The following is a 17,803-nucleotide window of genomic DNA, read 5'->3' on the forward strand; positions in this document are numbered from 1 at the left end:
CCTCGTCAGGCTTTGGCGGCGGCGTTCAGCGGCCGCGGCAAGGGAGCGCCCTCGTTCCAGGCCCGCAGGCATTCCACCGCGCCATCGAAGTAGTGGCGGAAGTTCTGCTGCGTGACGTAGCCGAGGTGCGGAGTCAGGATGGTGTTCGGTGCCTGCCGGATGGGGTCATCGGCAGTCATGGGCTCGGGCTCGTGCGTGTCGATGGCGGCGCCCCCCAATTGGCCGCTGCGCAGCGCCGCGATCAGCGCTGGTTGATCCACGAGCGGGCCGCGCGCGGTGTTCACCAGCAGCGCGCCACGGCGCATCAGGGCCAGTTCCGCCGCGCCGGCAATGCCGCGCGTGGTAGGCCCCAGGCCGAGATGCAGCGTCAGGATGTCGGCCCGGCGGAACAGCGTTTTCTTGTCGACCAACTCGGCACCCGCGGCCTCGGCGGTGGCTGCCGTCATGTTCGGGCTCCAGGCCAGCAGCCGCATGCCGAAGGCGCGGCCGATGGCGGCAACCCCGGCACCGATGCGCCCCAGCCCGGCGATGGACAGCGTCGCGCCTTCCAGCCCCAATCCTGTTCCCTGCTGCCACGCGCCCTGCCGCAGCCGCTGCTCCTGCTGCGGCAGGCCACGCGCCAGGGAGAGGATCAGTCCCCAGGTCAGCTCCACCGTCGGCGAGGCCAGTGAAGGCGTGCCGCAGACCGCGATGCCCCCGGCGTCGCAGGCATCGAGGTCGAGCACCCGGTTGCGCATGCCGGTGGTCACCACCAGCCGCAGCCCGGGCACGCGCCGTACCAGGCTGGCAGGGAAGGGGCTGCGCTCGCGGATCAGCACCACGGCATCGGCTTCCTCGGCCGCAAGGCGTGCGACGAGGTCTTCCTCATCCAGCTTCCGGTCGAGGAAGGTGACGGGCAGGCCGGACCAGTCGGCGGAGCCCGGCGCGGCGCCGCCGAAATCGTCCAGCACCAGGATGCGGCGAAGCGGGACGCGCGGCATCACTCGGCCCGGATGTTGGCGCGGGTCACGACTTCCTGCCACCGCGTGCGGTCCGCCTCGATGAAGCGTGCGTAGTCTGCGGGCGTCGGGCTCATCTCGATCTCGACGCCTTCCTCGGCCAGGCGCTGCTTGGCAGCGGCATCCGCCAGGGTGGCGTTCAGGGCGGCGTGGAGCGCGGCCACGCGGTCGCTCGGCATGCCTGCCGGGCCCAGGATTCCATACCAGGTCGACGACAGGATCTTGGGGAAGCCCTGCTCGACGGTGGTCGGCACCTCCGGGAGGAATTCCAGACGGCGCGGGGCGGCCACTGCCAATGCGCGCAATCCGCCCGAGGCGATATGGGGCCGCAGGGGCGCCGCGGCGTTGGTCAGGATCTGCACGCGTCCGGCCAGGACATCGGTAATGGCGGGTCCCGTGCCACGGTAGGGGATGTGCTCCATCTCGGCACCGAACTCGAGCGAGAGCAGCGCCCCCAGGACGTGGCCTGTGGTGCCGACCCCCGGGCTGGCATAGGACAGCGGCGGCTTGGCGCGGCGGGCGAGGTCCCGCAACTCGCCCATGCTGCGGGCCTCGACCTTGGGGTTCACCGTGATGACATTCGGCGCATTGCCGATGAAGCCGACCGGCGTGAAGTCCCGGATGATGTCGTAGGGGATCTTTGGCTGCACCAGGCTGCTGATCAGGAAGCTGCCGCTGCCGCCCAGCAGCAGCGTGTAGCCGTCCTTGGGGGAGGTCGATACGGCCTCGTTACCCAGCACGCCACCGGCGCCGCCACGGTTCTCCACCACGAAGGTCTGCCCCAGCCGGGCGCCCATTCCCTCCGCGATGACCCGGCCAACGATGTCATTGCTGCCACCAGCCGCGAAAGGGATGATCAGGCGGATCGGCCGGTCAGGATAACGCTCCTGGGCCAGCACAGCCGGCGCGCGGAGCGCGGCCAGGGCAGGCAACATCATCAGGGCGGTGCGACGGTTCATGGGCGGGCATCCTCCGGTGGCTGCCACGTGCGGCCATGCCGCCGGGCGCCTTGTTTCCGGCAGTGTCCTCCCGTCCTTGGGAGGCAAAAAAGTCCTAGAATTCCTTGCTGTACCCCAACCTGATGTTAGGGTGCCGCGATGAAACGCCCCCCATTGCCCTTCGAGAGCCTCTGGGCCTTCCGCGTGATCGCGGAGACCGGCAGCCTGACGGCGGCAGCGGCGGCGCTGGGCGTCACGCAACCGGCGGTCAGCAAGCGGTTGCGGGACCTGGAACTGATCATGGGCTGCTCGCTAGTCCGGCGCGGCGTCAACGCCATTGGCCTGACCAGGGCAGGAGTACGGTTCGCGGAAGAGCTGCAGGAAGGCTTCGCACAGATCCAGGCCGCGGTGGATCACCTGCAGACCCAGTCAGCCCCCTTGCGTATCCGCGCCTACACGACCTGGGCGTTGCGGTGGCTCATCCCGCGCCTGCCCCGCTTCCACGCGGCGCATCCTGGAATCGACGTGGAAGTCTCCACCTCCACGGCCATCGTCGACCTGGCGCGCGAGGGTGTGGACGCGGCCGTTCACACGGTACCCGCAGGTGCGGCGCCACCGTTCGGAGGACGGCGCCTGCAGGCGGTCATGATCTCGCCTTTCGCAGCGCCATCGATCCTGAAGGGTATGCCGGGCCGATGGCCCAGCTCGGCAAGGCTGCTGGGCAGCAAGGTCCGCGCCAGGGACTGGGACCTCTGGCTGCGGCAGGCTGGGCCGGCCTCCACGCAGCCGCCCCTGCTGTTCGAGAGCACGACTCTGGCCATCCAGGCGGCCATGGAGGGGCTTGGCATCGTCATCTGCTCCCCTTCCTTTGTGCGCGATGAGGTGCAGACAGGGAAGCTCGTGGCACTCTCGGACATCAGCATCCCGACAGGCGACCTTTACTGGCTCTTCCTGCCCACAGGGCGTGTCGGCGAGGCTCTCGGCATCTTCGCGGACTGGTTGGTCCGCGAAGCGCAGGCCGAGAGTACCGTCCCGGATCAGAAGCCGTAGAGTCGTTCGGACTTGGTGATGACGAGGCGGTGCAGCGCTGTCTCGTCCTGAAGAGGCCGCACGCAGTCACCATGGCCATAGCATGGTGACTGCGGGGCGAGGCAAGCCGGATGCAGCAAGCCCAGCAGCCCTTGAGGTAGAGCAGGCTCAGTTGGGACAGCGGTCCTCGCGGTTCCAGTGACGCGGGATGCGGGGCCCATTGAAGCCCGGTCGCCCGTCGGCAACGCGCTGCAACAGATCACGAACCTCGGCGGCGATGATGGTCACGCTGCGCGGCGTCGAGTTTCCGCTGTGCCCGGCGATGTCGTCGAGATCAACGACCTTGGCATTCGGGGCGAAGGCCGCGACTTCCATCACGCCGCTCTCGCCCGGCGTGAGCAACTGGTCGAAGCAGTTCGGCATGAGCAGCAGCCGTGCCTTGATGGAACGCGCGGCCGCACGCAGGTCGCCGTTGAAGGGCGGAGTCTTCGCTATGTCGTGATCCACGATGGCCCAGGTGCGGTAGATCCAGTCGCGCGCGTCGGTCGTGTTGCCGAGTTGCTCGGTCGTTGTGGCGTAGAAGCGCTCGACGCCATCGCGATCCTGGAACATCTCGGCGAGAGATTCGGCGGAGAAGCCGAAGGCATTCTGGATATTGATCCCGATGCCGGTGCCGCGCCGGGGCGGATCGTTCGCACTGTAGTCCCCTTCCTGCCACTTCGGGTCGAGCATGATGGCCTGGCGGGCGGCTTCCCAGATGAAGTTGGTCTGCCGGGTAGCGTGGGCCTGCGGGACGATGGGGATCACCGCGTCCATGAAGTCCGGATAACTGACGGCCCATTGCAGGCTGCCGATCCCGCCCATCGAGATGCCGGTCACGGCCACCAGGTGCCGGATGTTCAGGCACTCGGTCAGCATCCGGTACTCGGCCTGCACCATGTCGCGGATGCCGAAGCGCGGAAAGTTCATGTTCATGCCGGACCTCGTCGGTGAGGTCGTGGCACTCGGGTCTGTCGACGCAACGCCAAGCGTGTCCGGCTGGATGACGAAGTAGCGTTCGGTATCCAGCGCCCGGCCAGGTCCAGCGAGGAAGGTCTGCGCATCGCGGTTGCCGCGCAGGCCATGAATGGAGAGGATGGCGTTGCTGCGGTCCGCGTTCAGGGTGCCGTGCGTGATGTAGGTCATCCGGACGTTTGGAATGACGGCACCGCTCTCCAGCCTCAGGTTGCCAAGCGCGCAGGTTTGGACAGGCTGCGTCTGAGCTGTGGCCGGGGAGCTGCCCGCTGCGGTTGCCACAGCCAGCGTCATGCCAACAAGGGCTTGATACAGCAGCCGTTTAACATCGTGGCGAAGGCGCTGCTTTCCTCCACCGCGTGGATGCGGAGCGAACAAGTGACCCATGTCGATTCCTCCTCGGAGTCATTCTGCGGACTCCGTTTCGACACCTTAGTTCCAGCTAGGATGATGACAATCGGGAACTCGGCCAGGCACTGCGCGGGTTGCTCGGTTGTGCGGCGGCGGGTCTGGAACGCTTGGCCCAGATCCACGGCTCCACCGGCCTGCACCTAGCCGTTGTGGATGTCCTGTCGCGTATTTCTCCCGGAAAACGGCCATTCCGCTCCTGGCCATACGGGTGGCACAGCGCCGTTCCTGAAGGCGGACGGGCCAAAGTACATGAGACGCGACGGCACAGGGCACAGCGCCGTACCATTCCCGTCGCCGCAGCGTTCTAGTCGACATGCCGACAGACCGTGATTGCAGTGCCGTTCCCCGCAGAAGCACCGCCTTGCCACAGCCAGAGGGGAGGCGTACCACAATCAGCACGCTGCATATTCTTGCATGCGGCGGCGGTCAGGTACTGCGCCGCTGCTTCTGGCGCATCTACCAGGATCGCTTGCTTGGCGAGGCGGCCGCAGTTGCGTTCTACGCACTTCTCGCGATCTTCCCGGCGCTCGCGGCCCTGGTCACGCTATGCGGCCTCTTTGTGGATCCGGAGGTGGCGGCGAGATACTTCCAGGACCTGGCAGGTCCGCTGCCCACCGGGGCGGCGGACGTGGCTCGCGATGCATTAGGGCGCATCGGGACAGCAGGGGGAGGGCGGATCGGCCTCGCCGCCGGGCTCGCCGCCACCGCGCTGTGGAGCGCCACGGTGGCGGTGACCCAGTTGTTTGCCGCGCTGAACGTCGCCTATCGTCAGACGGAGACACGCGGCGTCCTCCGCCTCTGCGGTACCGGTGTCCTGTTCGCGATCGGGGCCATGGTGTTCGTCATGCTGGCGCTTGGCGGTGTGCTGGGTGTGTCGGTCGCGCTCGGTATCAGAGCCGGGTCCGGCGGAGGCGTGGACAGGATGCTCCAATTTCTGCGCTGGCCTGTCCTGCTCGCTCTTGCGTCTGTCGCCTTCGCGTTCACCTACAGGCACGGTCCCTGCCATGCCCGCCCGCGCTGGCACTGGTCGGTCTGGGCCAGTGTGGCGGCGTCGTCCGTTTGGCTGCTCGGCTCGGCTTCGGTGTCTTGGTATATCCAGCGTGTCGGCAGCTACGACTGGCTTTATGGCTCGGTTGGCGGCGTGCTGGGCCTGATGCTCTGGGCCTGGGTCTCCAGCGCGGCCGTCCTTGCCGGGGCCGTGCTCGACGCTGAACTGGAGCAACAATCCAGGCCCAGCACTGATGGCGCGTTACCATACCCTTAGTCGGCTGGAGGCTGCCTCGCGCGGTACGGGAGGGTTCTCCCCATCGAGGCGCGTGTGGTTCGGCCAAGATTGCGTACGCAAGAGATCCGTTTGGCGGCAGCTCGGCGCGCGTTTGAGACATCCGGATGGCCCTGCCGCATTCTGGATAGCGGGCATGAGCCTCCGGTTGTCATCGGAGGCGGCTGGCCTGCAGCAATGATTCCTTCAGCGCATCAGGCCACGCCGTGCCATCCATGCCTGGATGCGGCCAGCCACCTCGTCGCTGTTCGTGTCCATCATCATCATGTGACTGTTGCCGCGCAGCCCATCGGCCGGCAGGTCCATGATGTCAGCCGTGCCGCCCATGTCGCGGATGGCACCAGCCCAGCGCTCAACATTGTTGCGGATTTTCTGCCAGAAAGGGGAATCTGCGAAGTGGTCGCCCCAGACGACAAGGTGCGGCACGCCACGCAGCGGCGAGGCGTCCGTGCCCGCCGACGGCGTGCCTGATGGTTCGATAGCGATCACCGCCCGTACCTTGTCCGGCGCCGCCAGCGCAGCGTTGAAGGCGAAGTTGCCACCCTGGCTGTGCACGATGATCACGCAGGGGCAGACTTTCTGGACATACTCGTTGTAGGCTGCCTGGATCTGGCTGTCCGTGGTGGTCCAGCGCGGCACAGACTGGCGTGCGAAGGCATCCCAGGCCGCCAGGGGGAAGCGAGTGTCGGCAAAGGCCCTGCGCTGGGCGGCCTTAGGGTTCCAGCCGGATTGCGGGCCCACGCGGAACAGGTCCCAGCCTTCGCCTATCGAGCGGAAGACAGGCTCGCTCGCAAAGATCTCAGGAAAGCGCGCCCAGCCGGAGCGGCCCCGCTCCATGGCATCGCTGACATAGACGTCATGGCCCTGGCGCAGGAAGTATATCTGCCATCCCGGGCGGCCATCCGGCGTCGTCTCCCAGGTTACGCCCGTCAGGCCGCCGCCATGCCAGAGCAGGAGGGGATAACGGGCGCGCGGCTCCGCCAGCTTGATGTACTGCGCGTACATCTGTTCCACCTGGAACTCGCCGTTGGGGTCCATCTGGATCGGTGGCGCACCCGGCGAGGGAATGATCTCACGCTTCGGCATGTCCCCGAGTGCCACGACACGACCGCCGACATGGAAGCTGCCGATCTCCTGGACCTGCAGGGGCGGCGATACCTGGGCCTGGGCGCCGCCGATCCCGAGCGCGATGGCCATGATGGCCAGGGAGTACCTCATTGTTCGTTCCTCCGGTTATGAAGCGCCAGAAGTTGCCACGGCAATGCGGCAGCGCGCCACCAGGGGCGGTTCTCTCCGTGAAATCTGGCGGAAGAACCACTGGAGGCCACAAGCAGCCGCGGCACGGCCGGCACCGCATGTCCGCTTATCCGTGCTCAGCCTCGGCAACGGCCATTCCGCTTCCGGCTAGCTGTGCGGCTGTACTGGCCGATCGCTCGCCCCTGTCAGCTTCTCGATAGCGGCCATTCGGCGGTGAGCACCGCTCCCGTTTCGGACTCGGTCACGAACACGGTGTTGCCGTCCACGCCGCCCAAGGCGACGTTGGTCGTGGTCGCCCCCCGGCAGGAGCGGATCCGCGCCAGCGGCTCGCCCTGCGGCGAGAGCACGAAGACGCTGCCGAGGGAGGCATGAGCAACCAGGAGGTTCCCCGCCGCGTCCATGGCCATCCCATCGGGTCCGCTCGTCCCATGGAAAGACGCGAAGCGGCCGACCTTGGATGTGCTGCCGTCGGGCAGGAGTGGCAGGCGCCAGACCGCGTTGTCGCGCGTCATGGCGACGAACAGCACCTCCTCGTCATGGGACAGGACGAGTCCATTGGGGCTGGGGCCGTTGGAGAGCAGGCAGTCGAGCTGGCCGCCGGGACGCAGCCGGTACACACGCCCCGTGGGGTCGTGCAACCCGCTCTGCCCTTGGTCTGTGAAGTAGAGGTCGCCGTTTCTGGCGAAGACGAGGTCGTTCGGTCCCTTGAACCGCTCGCTGTTCCGCCGCGCCAGCACCGGTTCCAGCGCCCCGGAGGCGAGGTCGAGCGACAGGATGCCCTGCTTGTAGTCGGCGACATACAGGCGCCGGCCGTCGGGGTGCAGCGCCAGCCCGTTCGGCTCTCCGTCGTACTCGGCCAACTGGGTCCAGTCGCCTTCCGGCGAGATGCGGAAGATGCGGCCATGCGGGATGTCGGTGACGTGGAGGTTGCCGGCCGCGTCGAAGCACGGCCCCTCCAGGAAGCAGTCCACCGGCTGGCCGCGCTTGTTGGCCCGCGACCATTCGGTCACGACTGGACGGCGGAGGGCGGCGGGCATCTCCGAGTGGACGCGCGTGGCAACCGGGCGCGGCGTGGGGCTGAATGGGTCCAAGGCTTGGTCTCCGGTTCTGGTTACGGACGGGAAGGGTGGGCGCCTCAGGCGCCGATCTCGCGCGACAGGAGGCGGGCCTCCTCACACAGCGCCGCGGCGATGCCGGCATGGCTCTCGGCTTCGAGGCGGCTCCGCAGGCCGATGACACCAAGCGCCCCGACGAACTGCCTTCCCCGGCCGAAGACCGGAGCGGCGACCGCTGCCGCCTCCGCGTCGCGCTCGCCAAGGGACAGGCACCATCCCTGCTCCCTGACCCGCTCGTGGACAGGCTCCGAACCGCCCGCGTACGCCATCAGCACGTGGCCGCTCGCGCCGCGGTCCAGCGGCAGCGAGGCGCCTTCCTCGACATGGTGCCGGATGAGCCGGGGCGAGTGGTGGCGGTACAGGCAGACGCGGCGCCCCTCTTCGCGCACGTAGAAGGCGGCCGTCTCGCCGGTCCTGTCGACCAGCCGCGCCAGCGCCGGCCGCACGAGGGACGCCAGGTCGAAGGCATCCCGGTAGAGCAGCCCGAGCCGCAGGGGAGTGGGGCCCAGCCGGAACAGTCCGTCCTGCCCGCGGTGCAGGTAGCCGAAGCGGTCCAGCGAGGCCGCCAGCCGCAGCACGGTGCTCGGATACAGCCCCGTCCGCTCGGCGACCTCGCTGAGGGACAGGCGCGGCGTTCCGTCCCCGAAGGCATCGAGGATGCTCAGCGCGCGCTCCACCGCCTCCACCCGCTGCTCGCCGACGCCCGGGTGATCCGCGTCTTGCCGGGGCGATGGGGGACGTCCGCGCCGCTTGGGAACGGGGGCCTTGTCTGGGAGGGTCATGTTCCAGACCTTCGATGCTGCAAGGCGCTGTGGCCTGGTTGACGGGCAATGCCGACGGCGAATACATATTTCTGTAAGATAGAAATAATTTCCGCACAACAGAAATAATGCCTCTGTTCAGCGGCCCGACCGGGCCGTGGCCAGCGGCGGCACAAGGGAGAAAGCACCGATGCCCAAGTTCCAGACCCCTCATACGCGCCGGGACGTGCTGGCCAGCGCCGCCCTGGCCGCCGCCACGCTCGCAATGCCCCGTGTCCTCCGGGCACAAACTGCCGCTGCCTGGCCGGACCAGCCGGTCCGGATGATCCTCCCTTACGCCCCCGGTGGCCCGACCGACGTCATTGCGCGCCTGATCTGCGACACGCTGTCGCAGCGCCTGCCGCAGCGGGTCGTAGTGGAAAATCGAACCGGCGCCGGTGGCAACATCGGTGCTTCCGCCGCCGCCAAGTCGCGGCCGGACGGCGCCACCCTGCTCTTCACCAACACCGGTCACGCGGTGAACCGCGCCCTTTACGCCAAGCTCGACTACGACCCGGTCAAGGACCTGACCCCGGTGACCATCGTGGCTGAGGGGCCGATGGTCCTGCTGGTGCCGAACAGCTCTCCCGCCAAGACCTTGGCCGAATTCGTCGAGCGGGTCCGCGCGAAGCCGGGCGAGTACGCCTACGGCAGCACCGGAACCGGTGGCGCGCTGCAACTTGTCAGTCTGCTCCTCACCAAGGCCGCGGGGCTGAAGATGGAAGAGGTGCCCTACCGCGGCAGTGCCCCCGCCGCGCAGGACCTCATCGCCGGGCGGGTGGAGATGCTCTACGATGCCGGCGTCACTGGCTTCCCGCTGGCCACCGCGGGGCAGGCGCGGGCGCTCGTCGTCTCCTCCGCCCAGCGCAGCGCGGTCATGCCCGATGTCCCGACGGTAGCCGAGGCGGGGTACTCCGCCGCCACCTTCAGTGTCTGGCAGGGCATCATGGCGCCCGCGGGCACGCCTGCGTCCATCGTCGAAAAGGTTCGGGAAGAGGTTGCCGCGATCCTTGCCGAGGGAACCCTGCGCCAGCGCCTGACAGAACTCGGCGCCGAGCGGATCGTGACGAATACGCCTGCCGAGGCGAAGACCTACGTCGAAGCCGAGATGGTGCGGTGGGAGCAAGTCCTCCGCGAAGCAGGCGTGAAGCCTCAGTAAGCCTGATCAGCAAGGAGCGGCGAGGGAGTCGCCCACGACCATTCTCCTCAGCGAGACCGGTCCGCGCGACGGGCGGCGGAAAATCGGCCGAACCATGGCAACCGAGGCCAAGATCCGCTGGGTACAGGCCCTGGCCATCGCCGGGCCGCGCGAAACCGGGGCCGGCTCCTTCGTGAACCCGAAGCTGCTGCCGAGGAGAGATGCCGCCGGGGTGGTAGCGCGGCTTCGCAATGGTCTCCATCGAGGCCTGTCGCCGAACCTTGCATGCAAGGCCGGCCGCTTGCGCCTAGGAGATCGGTTCGGATCGTGACGCGGGTTCCGTCATGGCCGGCCGGTAAACCGCCTGAGGTGCCGCACGACCGAGCATCGCCTCCCGCCAGATGGTGAAGATGCCGGCGCCAATGACAATGGCGCAGCCGACCACCATGTTGGGCGTCATAACCTCGCCGAATACGAAGACGCCCATCAAGCAAACCAGCACGGTCTGGATGTAAGACATTGGCTGGACGACGACGGCGTCGAGCAGGTCGAAGGCGCGGATCAGCAGGTAATGGCCAGTGGTGCCGGTGATGCAGAGAGTCAGCATCCAGAACCAGTCTGCCAATGTGATGTGGGTCCAGTAGAAGGGCCCGACGAGGCTGATCGCCACTGCACCTGCCACACCGGTATAGAAGAAGGCTGTTCCTGACGAATCCGTCCGGCTCGCGAGCCTCGTCATCACGGAGTAGATCGCGAAGAGAACCGTTCCCAGAGCAGGAATTGCAATCTTGGCGTCGAACGTCGCCTGAAGCGGGTTGATGATCAGGATGATGCCGATGAAGCCGGCGCTGATCGCGGTCCAGCGTCGCCAACCCACCTTCTCGCCCAGGAATGGGACAGAAAGGCAGGCGACGACCAGCGGGGTCGCGGCATACAGGGTGTGCGTCGCCGCCAACCCGACACGCGAGAACGAGAAGATCGACAGGCCGATTTGCACGGCGAGCAGGACCCCGCGGGCGATCTGCAGCCACGGGCGACGGGCGGCGGCGGTCCTCCGCAGGCCGACGGAAGAGCGGCTGGCCAGCAGGACCGCGAAGCCGGCGAACGCCCAATAGCGGATCATTGCGATCAAAATCGGCGGGTAGGCATCGCCGAGATGCTTGGAGATTCCATCCTGCATCGCGAAGATGGTGACCGCGGAAATGGCGTAGAGGAGGCCGGTGGGCCGAACTGTCATCAAGATCGCCTTGTTGTCGTACGGCCGAGGGCGACCGTGATGGCCGGTGCAGCCTAGTCACTTTATCAGACGGGTTGAATACGGAAGGAACCCGGTGCCCCTTGTGGCAATAAGCCGGTTGGAGGGCTCGGCGGAGCGTGCCTCTCGAGCTTGGACTTCATTATTACGTTCGCCACGTAGCTCGCTGGCCAGGGCGGCAGGCCCTGCAGCCCTGTGCGGAGGCCGTCGACAAAGCGGCGCGCTCCATCCAGGATTTCTTTCAGTGACCAGGGCTTGATCGCTTCGTGCGGCGAGCCACTACGAGCGGAACGGCAAGGACCGAGGTGAGGCGCGGCTGAGCTCGGTTCTCGTCAGGTGTGGAGGTCAGTCCGGCGGCGCTGCGTCGTCAGCGTCTCCGCAGGTACCATCAGGAAGCTGAGAGGGCTCATTTTTCCGGTCCAGCAATTCGTCATGCCTGAAGTCGAAAGCCATCTGGATGCCACTGGCCAAATGATCGCCGTCGAAGTTCGACACGGTGACGCCGAGCAGTCGCACCTTCTTCGGCAATGGAAACAAGCTGCGTGCCAAGTCGATGGCAGTGCCGACCACAGCCGCCCGGCTCTGCGCCGGCTCGGCGGAGGACCGGCTCCGGGTGATCTGCTGGAAGTCCGCCCATTTCACCTTCAGCGTGACGGTGCGGCCGGGGGCGCCATGCTTCTCGCACCACTCCCACACCTCAACCGCCAGCGCCTCCACGGCCGCCTCGATCTCGTGCGGGTCCGAAAGGTCGCGAGGGTAGGTGGTCTCAGACCCCGAGGACTTGCGCGGACGATCAGGAACCACGGGCCGGTCGTCCTCGCCGTGCGAGATGGCATGGAAATGCGCGCCCGCCTTGCCGAACTGCGCCTGCAGGAAGGCGAGCGGCTGCTCCCGCAGGTCGCGCCCGGTCCGGATGCCGAGGCCGTTCATCTTGGCGGCGGTGGCGGGACCGATGCCGTGGAACCTGCCGACGTCGAGATCGGCGACAAAGTCCGGCCCCATCTCGGGCGTGATGACGAACTGCCCGTTCGGCTTTCGATGGTCCGACGCGAGCTTGGCCAGGAACTTGTTGTAGCTGACGCCCGCCGAGGCGGTCAGGCCCGTCTCCTCCAGGATGCGGGCACGGATCTCGCGCGCGATCCCGTTTGCCGTCGGCATGCCCTTCAGGTTCTCGGTGACGTCCAGGTAGGCTTCGTCGAGGCTGAGCGGCTCTACCAAGGGCGTGTACTCGAGGAAGATGCCCCGGATACGCTGTGAGATATCGCGATAGCGGTCGAAGCGCGGCGGCACGAAGACCAGGTCCGGGCAGAGCCGCAGCGCCGTCCGCGACGGCATGGCTGAGCGCACTCCGAAGGCACGGGCCTCGTAGGAGGCCGCAGCCACCACGCCGCGCTCACGCGAGCCGCCGACAGCCAGCGGGCGCCCCTTGAGCAAGGGGTCGTCATGCTGCTCGACGGACGCGTAGAAGGCGTCCTGATCGACATGGATGATCTTGCGGAGAGGTGGTGTCACGGAGCGGTGATGCGTTTGACCTGGGCCGATTGTAGCGAGCGCCTCTTCCGCGCTCCAGTTTCAGGCCGCCCGGACGTTGCGGTGACGGGGCAAGGGGGCGGACGACGAGGCTGCTGGCTACCTACAGCTTGACGATGACGGATGTGGCTGGCAGCGCGCTCCTGGCCTAAGCTGGCGAGCCGCTGCCTGTCGGGTGGTTCGACGGCATTGTGATGCCGGGTGCTACAGCAGGAGATGCGGCTATCGTCCTGGGCATGTGGGTGGCTGGGAGCGCTTCCACGGCAGGAGGTGTCACCGGTCTGGTCTGGCTGACGTAGGAATTCCGGCGTGAGCGGCGGCGCCAGGCCGGAGTGCGGGAGGCCGGCTGAACTCCAGCGCTCGCGCGCAAACCGAGCAACAGCGAACCGGACCTCATTGCTAAGAGCACCTCGTCGACGCTTCGGGCAGCCTGCCAAGCCGGTCGCCCATCGCGAAGTTGACGAGGGAGGTCCGCAAGCCGCTTACGCTGCCTGGAGGCAAGCGGCGACTGGCCTCAAGAAGGTCGCAGGCTACCCTGCGCCAATGCGCCGCATCCGTAATGTGCGCCGAAGGAGCCTCGATGTTGGCAGAGTAACACGGGCCTCATTCCGGATGGTGTAGAAAAATTGACAAGTCAATCCGCAGCAACGGCATCAGGTCATTGCTGCGGAAGCTTTTTGCGTCGACCGGTAGTTATTCTGACGCCCGACAACATCAGGCGTCCACTTCCTCCAGGTCCAGCTTCGCAGCATTCTCCTGGATGAAGCGGAAGCGCAGTTCCGCCTTGCGGCCCATCAGCTCCTCCACCCGCTCGGCGGTGGCGGCGCGCTCCTCGGGCGGCAGCACCACCTTCAGCAGGGTGCGCCGCTTCGGGTCCATGGTGGTTTCCTTGAGCGATGCCGCCGGCATCTCGCCCAGGCCCTTGAAGCGGCTGACCTCGACCTTCTGGTTCGGCTTGAAGGCCTTCTTCATCAGCTTCTCGCGCTCGGCATCGTCCATCGCGTAGACGGTCTTGCCCCCGGCCACGAGACGGTAGAGCGGCGGCCGCGCCAGATGCACCCGGCCCTGCTTCACCAGTTCCGGCAGCTCCTTGTAGAAGAAGGTCATCAGCAGCGTGGCGATATGGGCGCCGTCCACATCGGCATCGGTCATGATGATGATGCGGCCATAGCGCAGGCGGCTGATGTCGAAGCGGTCGCCGGCGCCGCAGCCCAGCGCCTCGATCAGGTCCTTCAGCTCCTGGTTCTGCCGCAGCTTGTCGGCGCTGGCGGAGGCCACGTTCAGGATCTTGCCGCGCAGCGGCAGCACGGCCTGGGTCTCGCGGTCCCGTGCCTGCTTGGCGGAACCGCCGGCCGAGTCGCCCTCCACCAGGAACAGCTCGGTGCCTTCGGCCGATTCGCGGGCGCAGTCCGCCAGCTTGCCGGGCAGGCGCAGCCGGCGGGTGGCGGTCTTGCGGGGGGTGTCCTTCTGCTCGCGCCGGCGGATGCGTTCTTCCGCCCGCTCGATGGCGAAGGCCAGCAGGTTGTCGGCGGTGGCCGGGTCGCCGGCCAGCCAGTGGTCGAAATGGTCGCGCAGCCCGGCCTCGACCAGCTTCGCGGCCTCCGGGCTGGTCAGCTTGTCCTTGGTCTGGCCCTGGAACTGCGGGTCCCGCACAAAGACCGACAGCATGCCCGCCAGGCCGCCGAAGATATCCTCGGCGGTGACATTGCCGGCCCGCTTCTCCTTCTTCAGCTCGCCATAGGCGCGCAGGCCTTTGACGAGCGCGGAGCGCAAGCCGGCCTCATGCGTGCCGCCCTGGGGCGTCGGGATGGTATTGGCGTAGGTGTGCACAAAACCGTCGCCGCGCTCCATCCAGGTAACGGCCCATTCCACGCGGCCCGCGCCCTTGGGGAAGGTGGCGTCGCCGGCCCAGGGGGCAGGGATGACGGTGGCCTGGCCTTCCACGGAAGCCGCCAGGAAGTCCAGCAAGCCGCCAGGGAAGTGCAGGGTGGCGTTGCTGGGGGTGTCGTCCTTGATCAGCGCCGGGTCGCAGGCCCAGCGGATCTCGACACCACGGTAGAGATAGGCCTTGGAGCGGCAGAGTTTGAACAGCCGCGTGGCCGAGAACTGCAGGTTGCCGAAGATCTCGGGGTCCGGCTTGAAGCGGATGGTGGTGCCGCGCCGGTTATGTACCGCGCCGGCATTCTTCAGCTTGGTGGTCGGCTTGCCGCGCGCATAGCTCTGGGTGAACAGCGTGCGGTCGCGCGCCACCTCCACCTGCAGGCTCTCGGACAGCGCGTTGACGACCGAGCTGCCGACGCCGTGCAGGCCACCCGAGGTATCGTAGGCCTTGCCGGAGAACTTGCCGCCCGAGTGCAGGGTGGTGAGGATCACCTCCAGCGCCGAGAGCTTGGGGAACTTCGGGTGCGGGTCCACCGGGATGCCGCGCCCGTTGTCGCGCACCACCAGCACATTGCCGGCTTCCAATGACATCTCGATGCGGTCGGCATGGCCGGCCACCGCCTCGTCCATGGCATTGTCCAGCACCTCCGCCGCCAGATGGTGCAGGGCGTTCTCGTCGGTGCCGCCGATATACATGCCGGGCCGGCGCCGCACGGGCTCCAGCCCCTCCAGGACCTCGATGTCCTTGGCGGAGTAACTTGCCTGAGCAGGAGCTTTGACGCCCTTGCCGCCGAAGAGATCGTTCATGTCTTGTTCACACCCCTCGCGCCGCACGGTAGCGGCGGAGGGGGGTGAACCGCAACCCGGAGCGCGCTTTGGCGCCCCGGATCGGGTGCTCAATTCTCGGCGTTGCCGGTATGCGCCTCGAGCATCCACAGCTTCTTGTCGAGATCGCGGGAGATCTCGGTCAGCAGGTCGGCGGTGTCGGCATCGCCGGCCTCGTCGGTGGCTTCGATACCCTCACGCACCGTCTTGGCATTGGCGGAAAAGCGCTCCACCAGCTCCTCAACATGCTTCATCGTGTAGGTCACGTCGCGCGGATAGGCCTTCAGGCGGGTCTTCTCGGCCACGATCTGGCTGGTGCCGTCCGGCGTGCCGCCGAGCTGCACCAGGCGCTCCGCAACGTCGTCGCCGAACTGGAACAGGTCGTTGTAGAAGCCCTCCAGCATGGTGTGCAGGCCGATGAAATTCGGGCCGCGCATCGTCCAGTGGGCCATGCGGACGGAGTTGGTCAGGTCGAGGGTATCGACCAGAACGCCGTTCAAAACGTTGATGGAGGTCTTCTTGGCATTCTCACCAAGGTCGTTGGGGGACTTGCGAAGGGCCATGATGGAATTCTCCCACTGTCTGGCGCGTCTAACGCTGCCTTTGGAATGAGAGTTGCCCGGGCCCGCGTTGCAAGCCCTGCCAAGCTCAAGAATGCCTGCCCTGCGCGATCAGGGGGTCCTGGGCGAGATAGCGGGAGGCCTTGGGCGGCGTGTCTCCCCGGTGCAGGGCGGCGGCGCGTGCGATGATGGCGCGGTCCTCCGGCTCCAGCCGGTCCATTTCGCGCAGATGCTCGGTCCAGCTTTCCACCGCCCAGAACTCGGCCCAGTATTCCGGGTGCGCCACATCCTCGTAGAGCCGCCACCACAGGGCGCCGCTGCGCATCCGCACCTGCCGCAGATGCGCCATGGCGGCCAGGAAGGCGGTGCGGTCGGCGGGGTCGATGCGGTAGCGCACGCCTTCCAGCACCCGGCCACGGTCGCTCGCCAGCAGCCCGGCCAGTTCCGGCGCCGGGGCCTCGGGCTCCGGGATCGAGGTGGCCGGGGCCTCCTGCAATGCCGGGCCTTCCAGCCGCAGGGCGCGCACCGCGGTGCCCGCCACCAGCCCGCCGATGCCCGAGCCCAGCAGCGCCCAGTGCACGCCCACGGCATCGCCCAGCCAGCCCGCCAGGGTGGCGCCCAGCGCCAGCATGCCGTTGAAGGAGAGCTGGTAGATGCCGATGGCGCGCGCCCGCACCCAGGCCGGCGCGATCATCTGCGCCCGGGCCTGCAGGGTGGAGGTGGCGATGATCCAGGAGGCGCCGTAGAACAGCATGCCGGCCCCGGCCAGCGACCAGTGCCGGGCCAGGCCCAGCATGATCAGGGCCGCGGCGCTGAGCAGCGTGGCCATGAAGACCATGCCGTTGGAGCTCAGCCGGCGGCGCAGCCGCGTCATGGCCAGCCCGCCGCAGACGGCGCCGACGCCCATGGCGCCCAGCAGCATGCCATAGGCTTCCGGCCCCAGGCCCAGCCGGTGGCGCACCAGCAGCGGCAGCAGCCCCCAGACGGCGGCGCTGAAGAAGACATAGACCACCGAACGCAGAATGATGGTGCGCATGAGGGGGGAGGCCCCCACGAAGCGCATGCCCGCCCGCATGGCGGACAGAAAATGCTCCTTCGGCAGCCGGCTGCGCGGCGCCTCCCGCTTCCAGGCCACCAGCGCCATGATCAGCACCAGGAAGCAGAGGGCATTGAAGGCGAAGGCGGCCTGGGTGCCCGCCAGCCCGATGATGAAGCCGCCCAGCGCCGGCCCGATGGAGCGGGCGATGTTGAAGCCGATGCTGTTCAGCACGATGGCCTGGGTCAGGTCGTGCCGCGGCACCAGCTCCGGCGTGGTGGCCTGCCATGCGGGCGAGTTCATGGCGCTGCCGATGCCGATGGAGAAGGTCAGCGCCAGCAGCCCCCAGGGGCCGATCATGTTCAGGGCGGTCAGCACGCAGAGCAGCGCGCCCATGGCGCACATCCAGCCCTGCGCCCAGATCAGGTGCAGGCGGCGGTCCAGGATATCGGCGATGGCCCCCGCCGGCAGGGCCAGCAGGAAGATCGGCAGCATGGAGGCCGTCTGCACCAGGCTGACCATGATGGGGGAGGGCGCCAGGCTGGTCATCAGCCAGCCGGCGCCGGTGTTCTGCACCCAGATGCCGGTGTTGCTGGCCAAGCTGGCGATCCAGAGCAGCCGGAAGGACGGGTGCCGCAGTGGCGAGAAGGTGGAGCTGGACGACGCTGCCGCGCGCGCCTGCGCGGTGTCCTGGTTGGCGTCGGTGCTCCGGCTGGCCATGAATCGTCCTTCCC

The 17,803-nt window shown here is 67.5% G+C and carries 14 protein-coding genes; 3 read left to right on the forward strand and 11 right to left on the reverse strand.

Going from position 1 to position 17,803, the window contains the following annotated elements; translation table 11 throughout:
• Positions 1 to 5 precede the first annotated feature (5 nt).
• The gene (locus tag EBE87_RS05720) at positions 6 to 980 is read right to left on the reverse strand and encodes a D-2-hydroxyacid dehydrogenase family protein (RefSeq protein WP_120636639.1); all 975 of its coding nucleotides are present in this window, start codon (positions 978 to 980) and stop codon (positions 6 to 8) included.
• Positions 980 to 1,957, reverse strand: a complete 978-nt coding sequence (locus EBE87_RS05725) for a Bug family tripartite tricarboxylate transporter substrate binding protein (protein WP_120636638.1) — start codon at positions 1,955 to 1,957, stop codon at positions 980 to 982. Before EBE87_RS05725 ends, EBE87_RS05720 begins: the two co-directional genes overlap by 1 nt.
• Positions 1,958 to 2,095: 138 nt before the next feature.
• On the opposite strand from EBE87_RS05725, the gene EBE87_RS05730 reads away from it, so the two are divergent.
• Positions 2,096 to 2,986 (forward strand): LysR substrate-binding domain-containing protein, encoded by an 891-nt coding sequence (locus EBE87_RS05730; RefSeq protein WP_120636637.1) that lies wholly within the window; start codon positions 2,096 to 2,098, stop codon positions 2,984 to 2,986.
• A gap of 147 nt (positions 2,987 to 3,133) precedes the next feature.
• Here EBE87_RS05730 and EBE87_RS05735 read toward each other — a convergent pair whose 3' ends face one another.
• On the reverse strand, positions 3,134 to 4,366 hold the full coding sequence (locus tag EBE87_RS05735; RefSeq protein ID WP_120636636.1) for an alpha/beta fold hydrolase: 1,233 nt from the start codon (positions 4,364 to 4,366) through the stop codon (positions 3,134 to 3,136).
• Between the two features lie 385 nt (positions 4,367 to 4,751).
• Between EBE87_RS05735 and EBE87_RS05740 the strand changes: the two genes are divergently transcribed.
• Positions 4,752 to 5,654 (forward strand): YihY/virulence factor BrkB family protein, encoded by a 903-nt coding sequence (locus tag EBE87_RS05740; protein WP_158600799.1) that lies wholly within the window; start codon positions 4,752 to 4,754, stop codon positions 5,652 to 5,654.
• Between the two features lie 204 nt (positions 5,655 to 5,858).
• Here EBE87_RS05740 and EBE87_RS05745 read toward each other — a convergent pair whose 3' ends face one another.
• The 3 genes from EBE87_RS05745 to EBE87_RS05755 form a co-directional block, all read right to left on the reverse strand.
• On the reverse strand, positions 5,859 to 6,890 hold the full coding sequence (locus tag EBE87_RS05745; protein ID WP_120636634.1) for an alpha/beta hydrolase family protein: 1,032 nt from the start codon (positions 6,888 to 6,890) through the stop codon (positions 5,859 to 5,861).
• 224 nt (positions 6,891 to 7,114) lie between these two features.
• Positions 7,115 to 8,020 carry an SMP-30/gluconolactonase/LRE family protein gene (locus tag EBE87_RS05750; RefSeq protein ID WP_199707082.1) on the reverse strand — a complete coding sequence of 302 codons (906 nt, stop codon included), beginning with the start codon at positions 8,018 to 8,020 and terminating at the stop codon, positions 7,115 to 7,117.
• Positions 8,021 to 8,064: 44 nt separating this feature from the next.
• Positions 8,065 to 8,826 (reverse strand): IclR family transcriptional regulator, encoded by a 762-nt coding sequence (locus EBE87_RS05755; RefSeq protein WP_120636633.1) that lies wholly within the window; start codon positions 8,824 to 8,826, stop codon positions 8,065 to 8,067.
• 169 nt (positions 8,827 to 8,995) lie between these two features.
• On the opposite strand from EBE87_RS05755, the gene EBE87_RS05760 reads away from it, so the two are divergent.
• Positions 8,996 to 10,003, forward strand: coding sequence for a Bug family tripartite tricarboxylate transporter substrate binding protein (locus tag EBE87_RS05760; RefSeq protein ID WP_120636632.1), 1,008 nt, complete (start codon positions 8,996 to 8,998; stop codon positions 10,001 to 10,003).
• A gap of 286 nt (positions 10,004 to 10,289) precedes the next feature.
• Here EBE87_RS05760 and EBE87_RS05765 read toward each other — a convergent pair whose 3' ends face one another.
• The 5 genes from EBE87_RS05765 to EBE87_RS05785 form a co-directional block, all read right to left on the reverse strand.
• Entirely contained in the window at positions 10,290 to 11,219 is a 930-nt protein-coding gene (locus EBE87_RS05765) for a DMT family transporter (RefSeq protein WP_120636631.1), read from the reverse strand.
• 363 nt (positions 11,220 to 11,582) lie between these two features.
• A complete protein-coding gene (dinB, locus tag EBE87_RS05770) occupies positions 11,583 to 12,749 on the reverse strand; it encodes a DNA polymerase IV (RefSeq protein ID WP_120636630.1) in 1,167 nt (388 codons plus the stop codon).
• 732 nt (positions 12,750 to 13,481) lie between these two features.
• Positions 13,482 to 15,455 (reverse strand): DNA topoisomerase IV subunit B, encoded by a 1,974-nt coding sequence (gene parE / locus EBE87_RS05775; protein WP_120636629.1) that lies wholly within the window; start codon positions 15,453 to 15,455, stop codon positions 13,482 to 13,484.
• A gap of 89 nt (positions 15,456 to 15,544) precedes the next feature.
• Positions 15,545 to 16,036: a DNA starvation/stationary phase protection protein Dps gene (gene dps / locus EBE87_RS05780; RefSeq protein ID WP_120636628.1), complete on the reverse strand. Its 492-nt coding sequence runs from the start codon at positions 16,034 to 16,036 to the stop codon at positions 15,545 to 15,547.
• A gap of 85 nt (positions 16,037 to 16,121) precedes the next feature.
• On the reverse strand, positions 16,122 to 17,789 hold the full coding sequence (locus EBE87_RS05785; protein ID WP_120636627.1) for an MFS transporter: 1,668 nt from the start codon (positions 17,787 to 17,789) through the stop codon (positions 16,122 to 16,124).
• Positions 17,790 to 17,803: the final 14 nt, after the last annotated feature.

The organism is Teichococcus wenyumeiae (assembly GCF_003696345.1).
GTDB classification, from domain to species: domain Bacteria; phylum Pseudomonadota; class Alphaproteobacteria; order Acetobacterales; family Acetobacteraceae; genus Pseudoroseomonas; species Pseudoroseomonas wenyumeiae.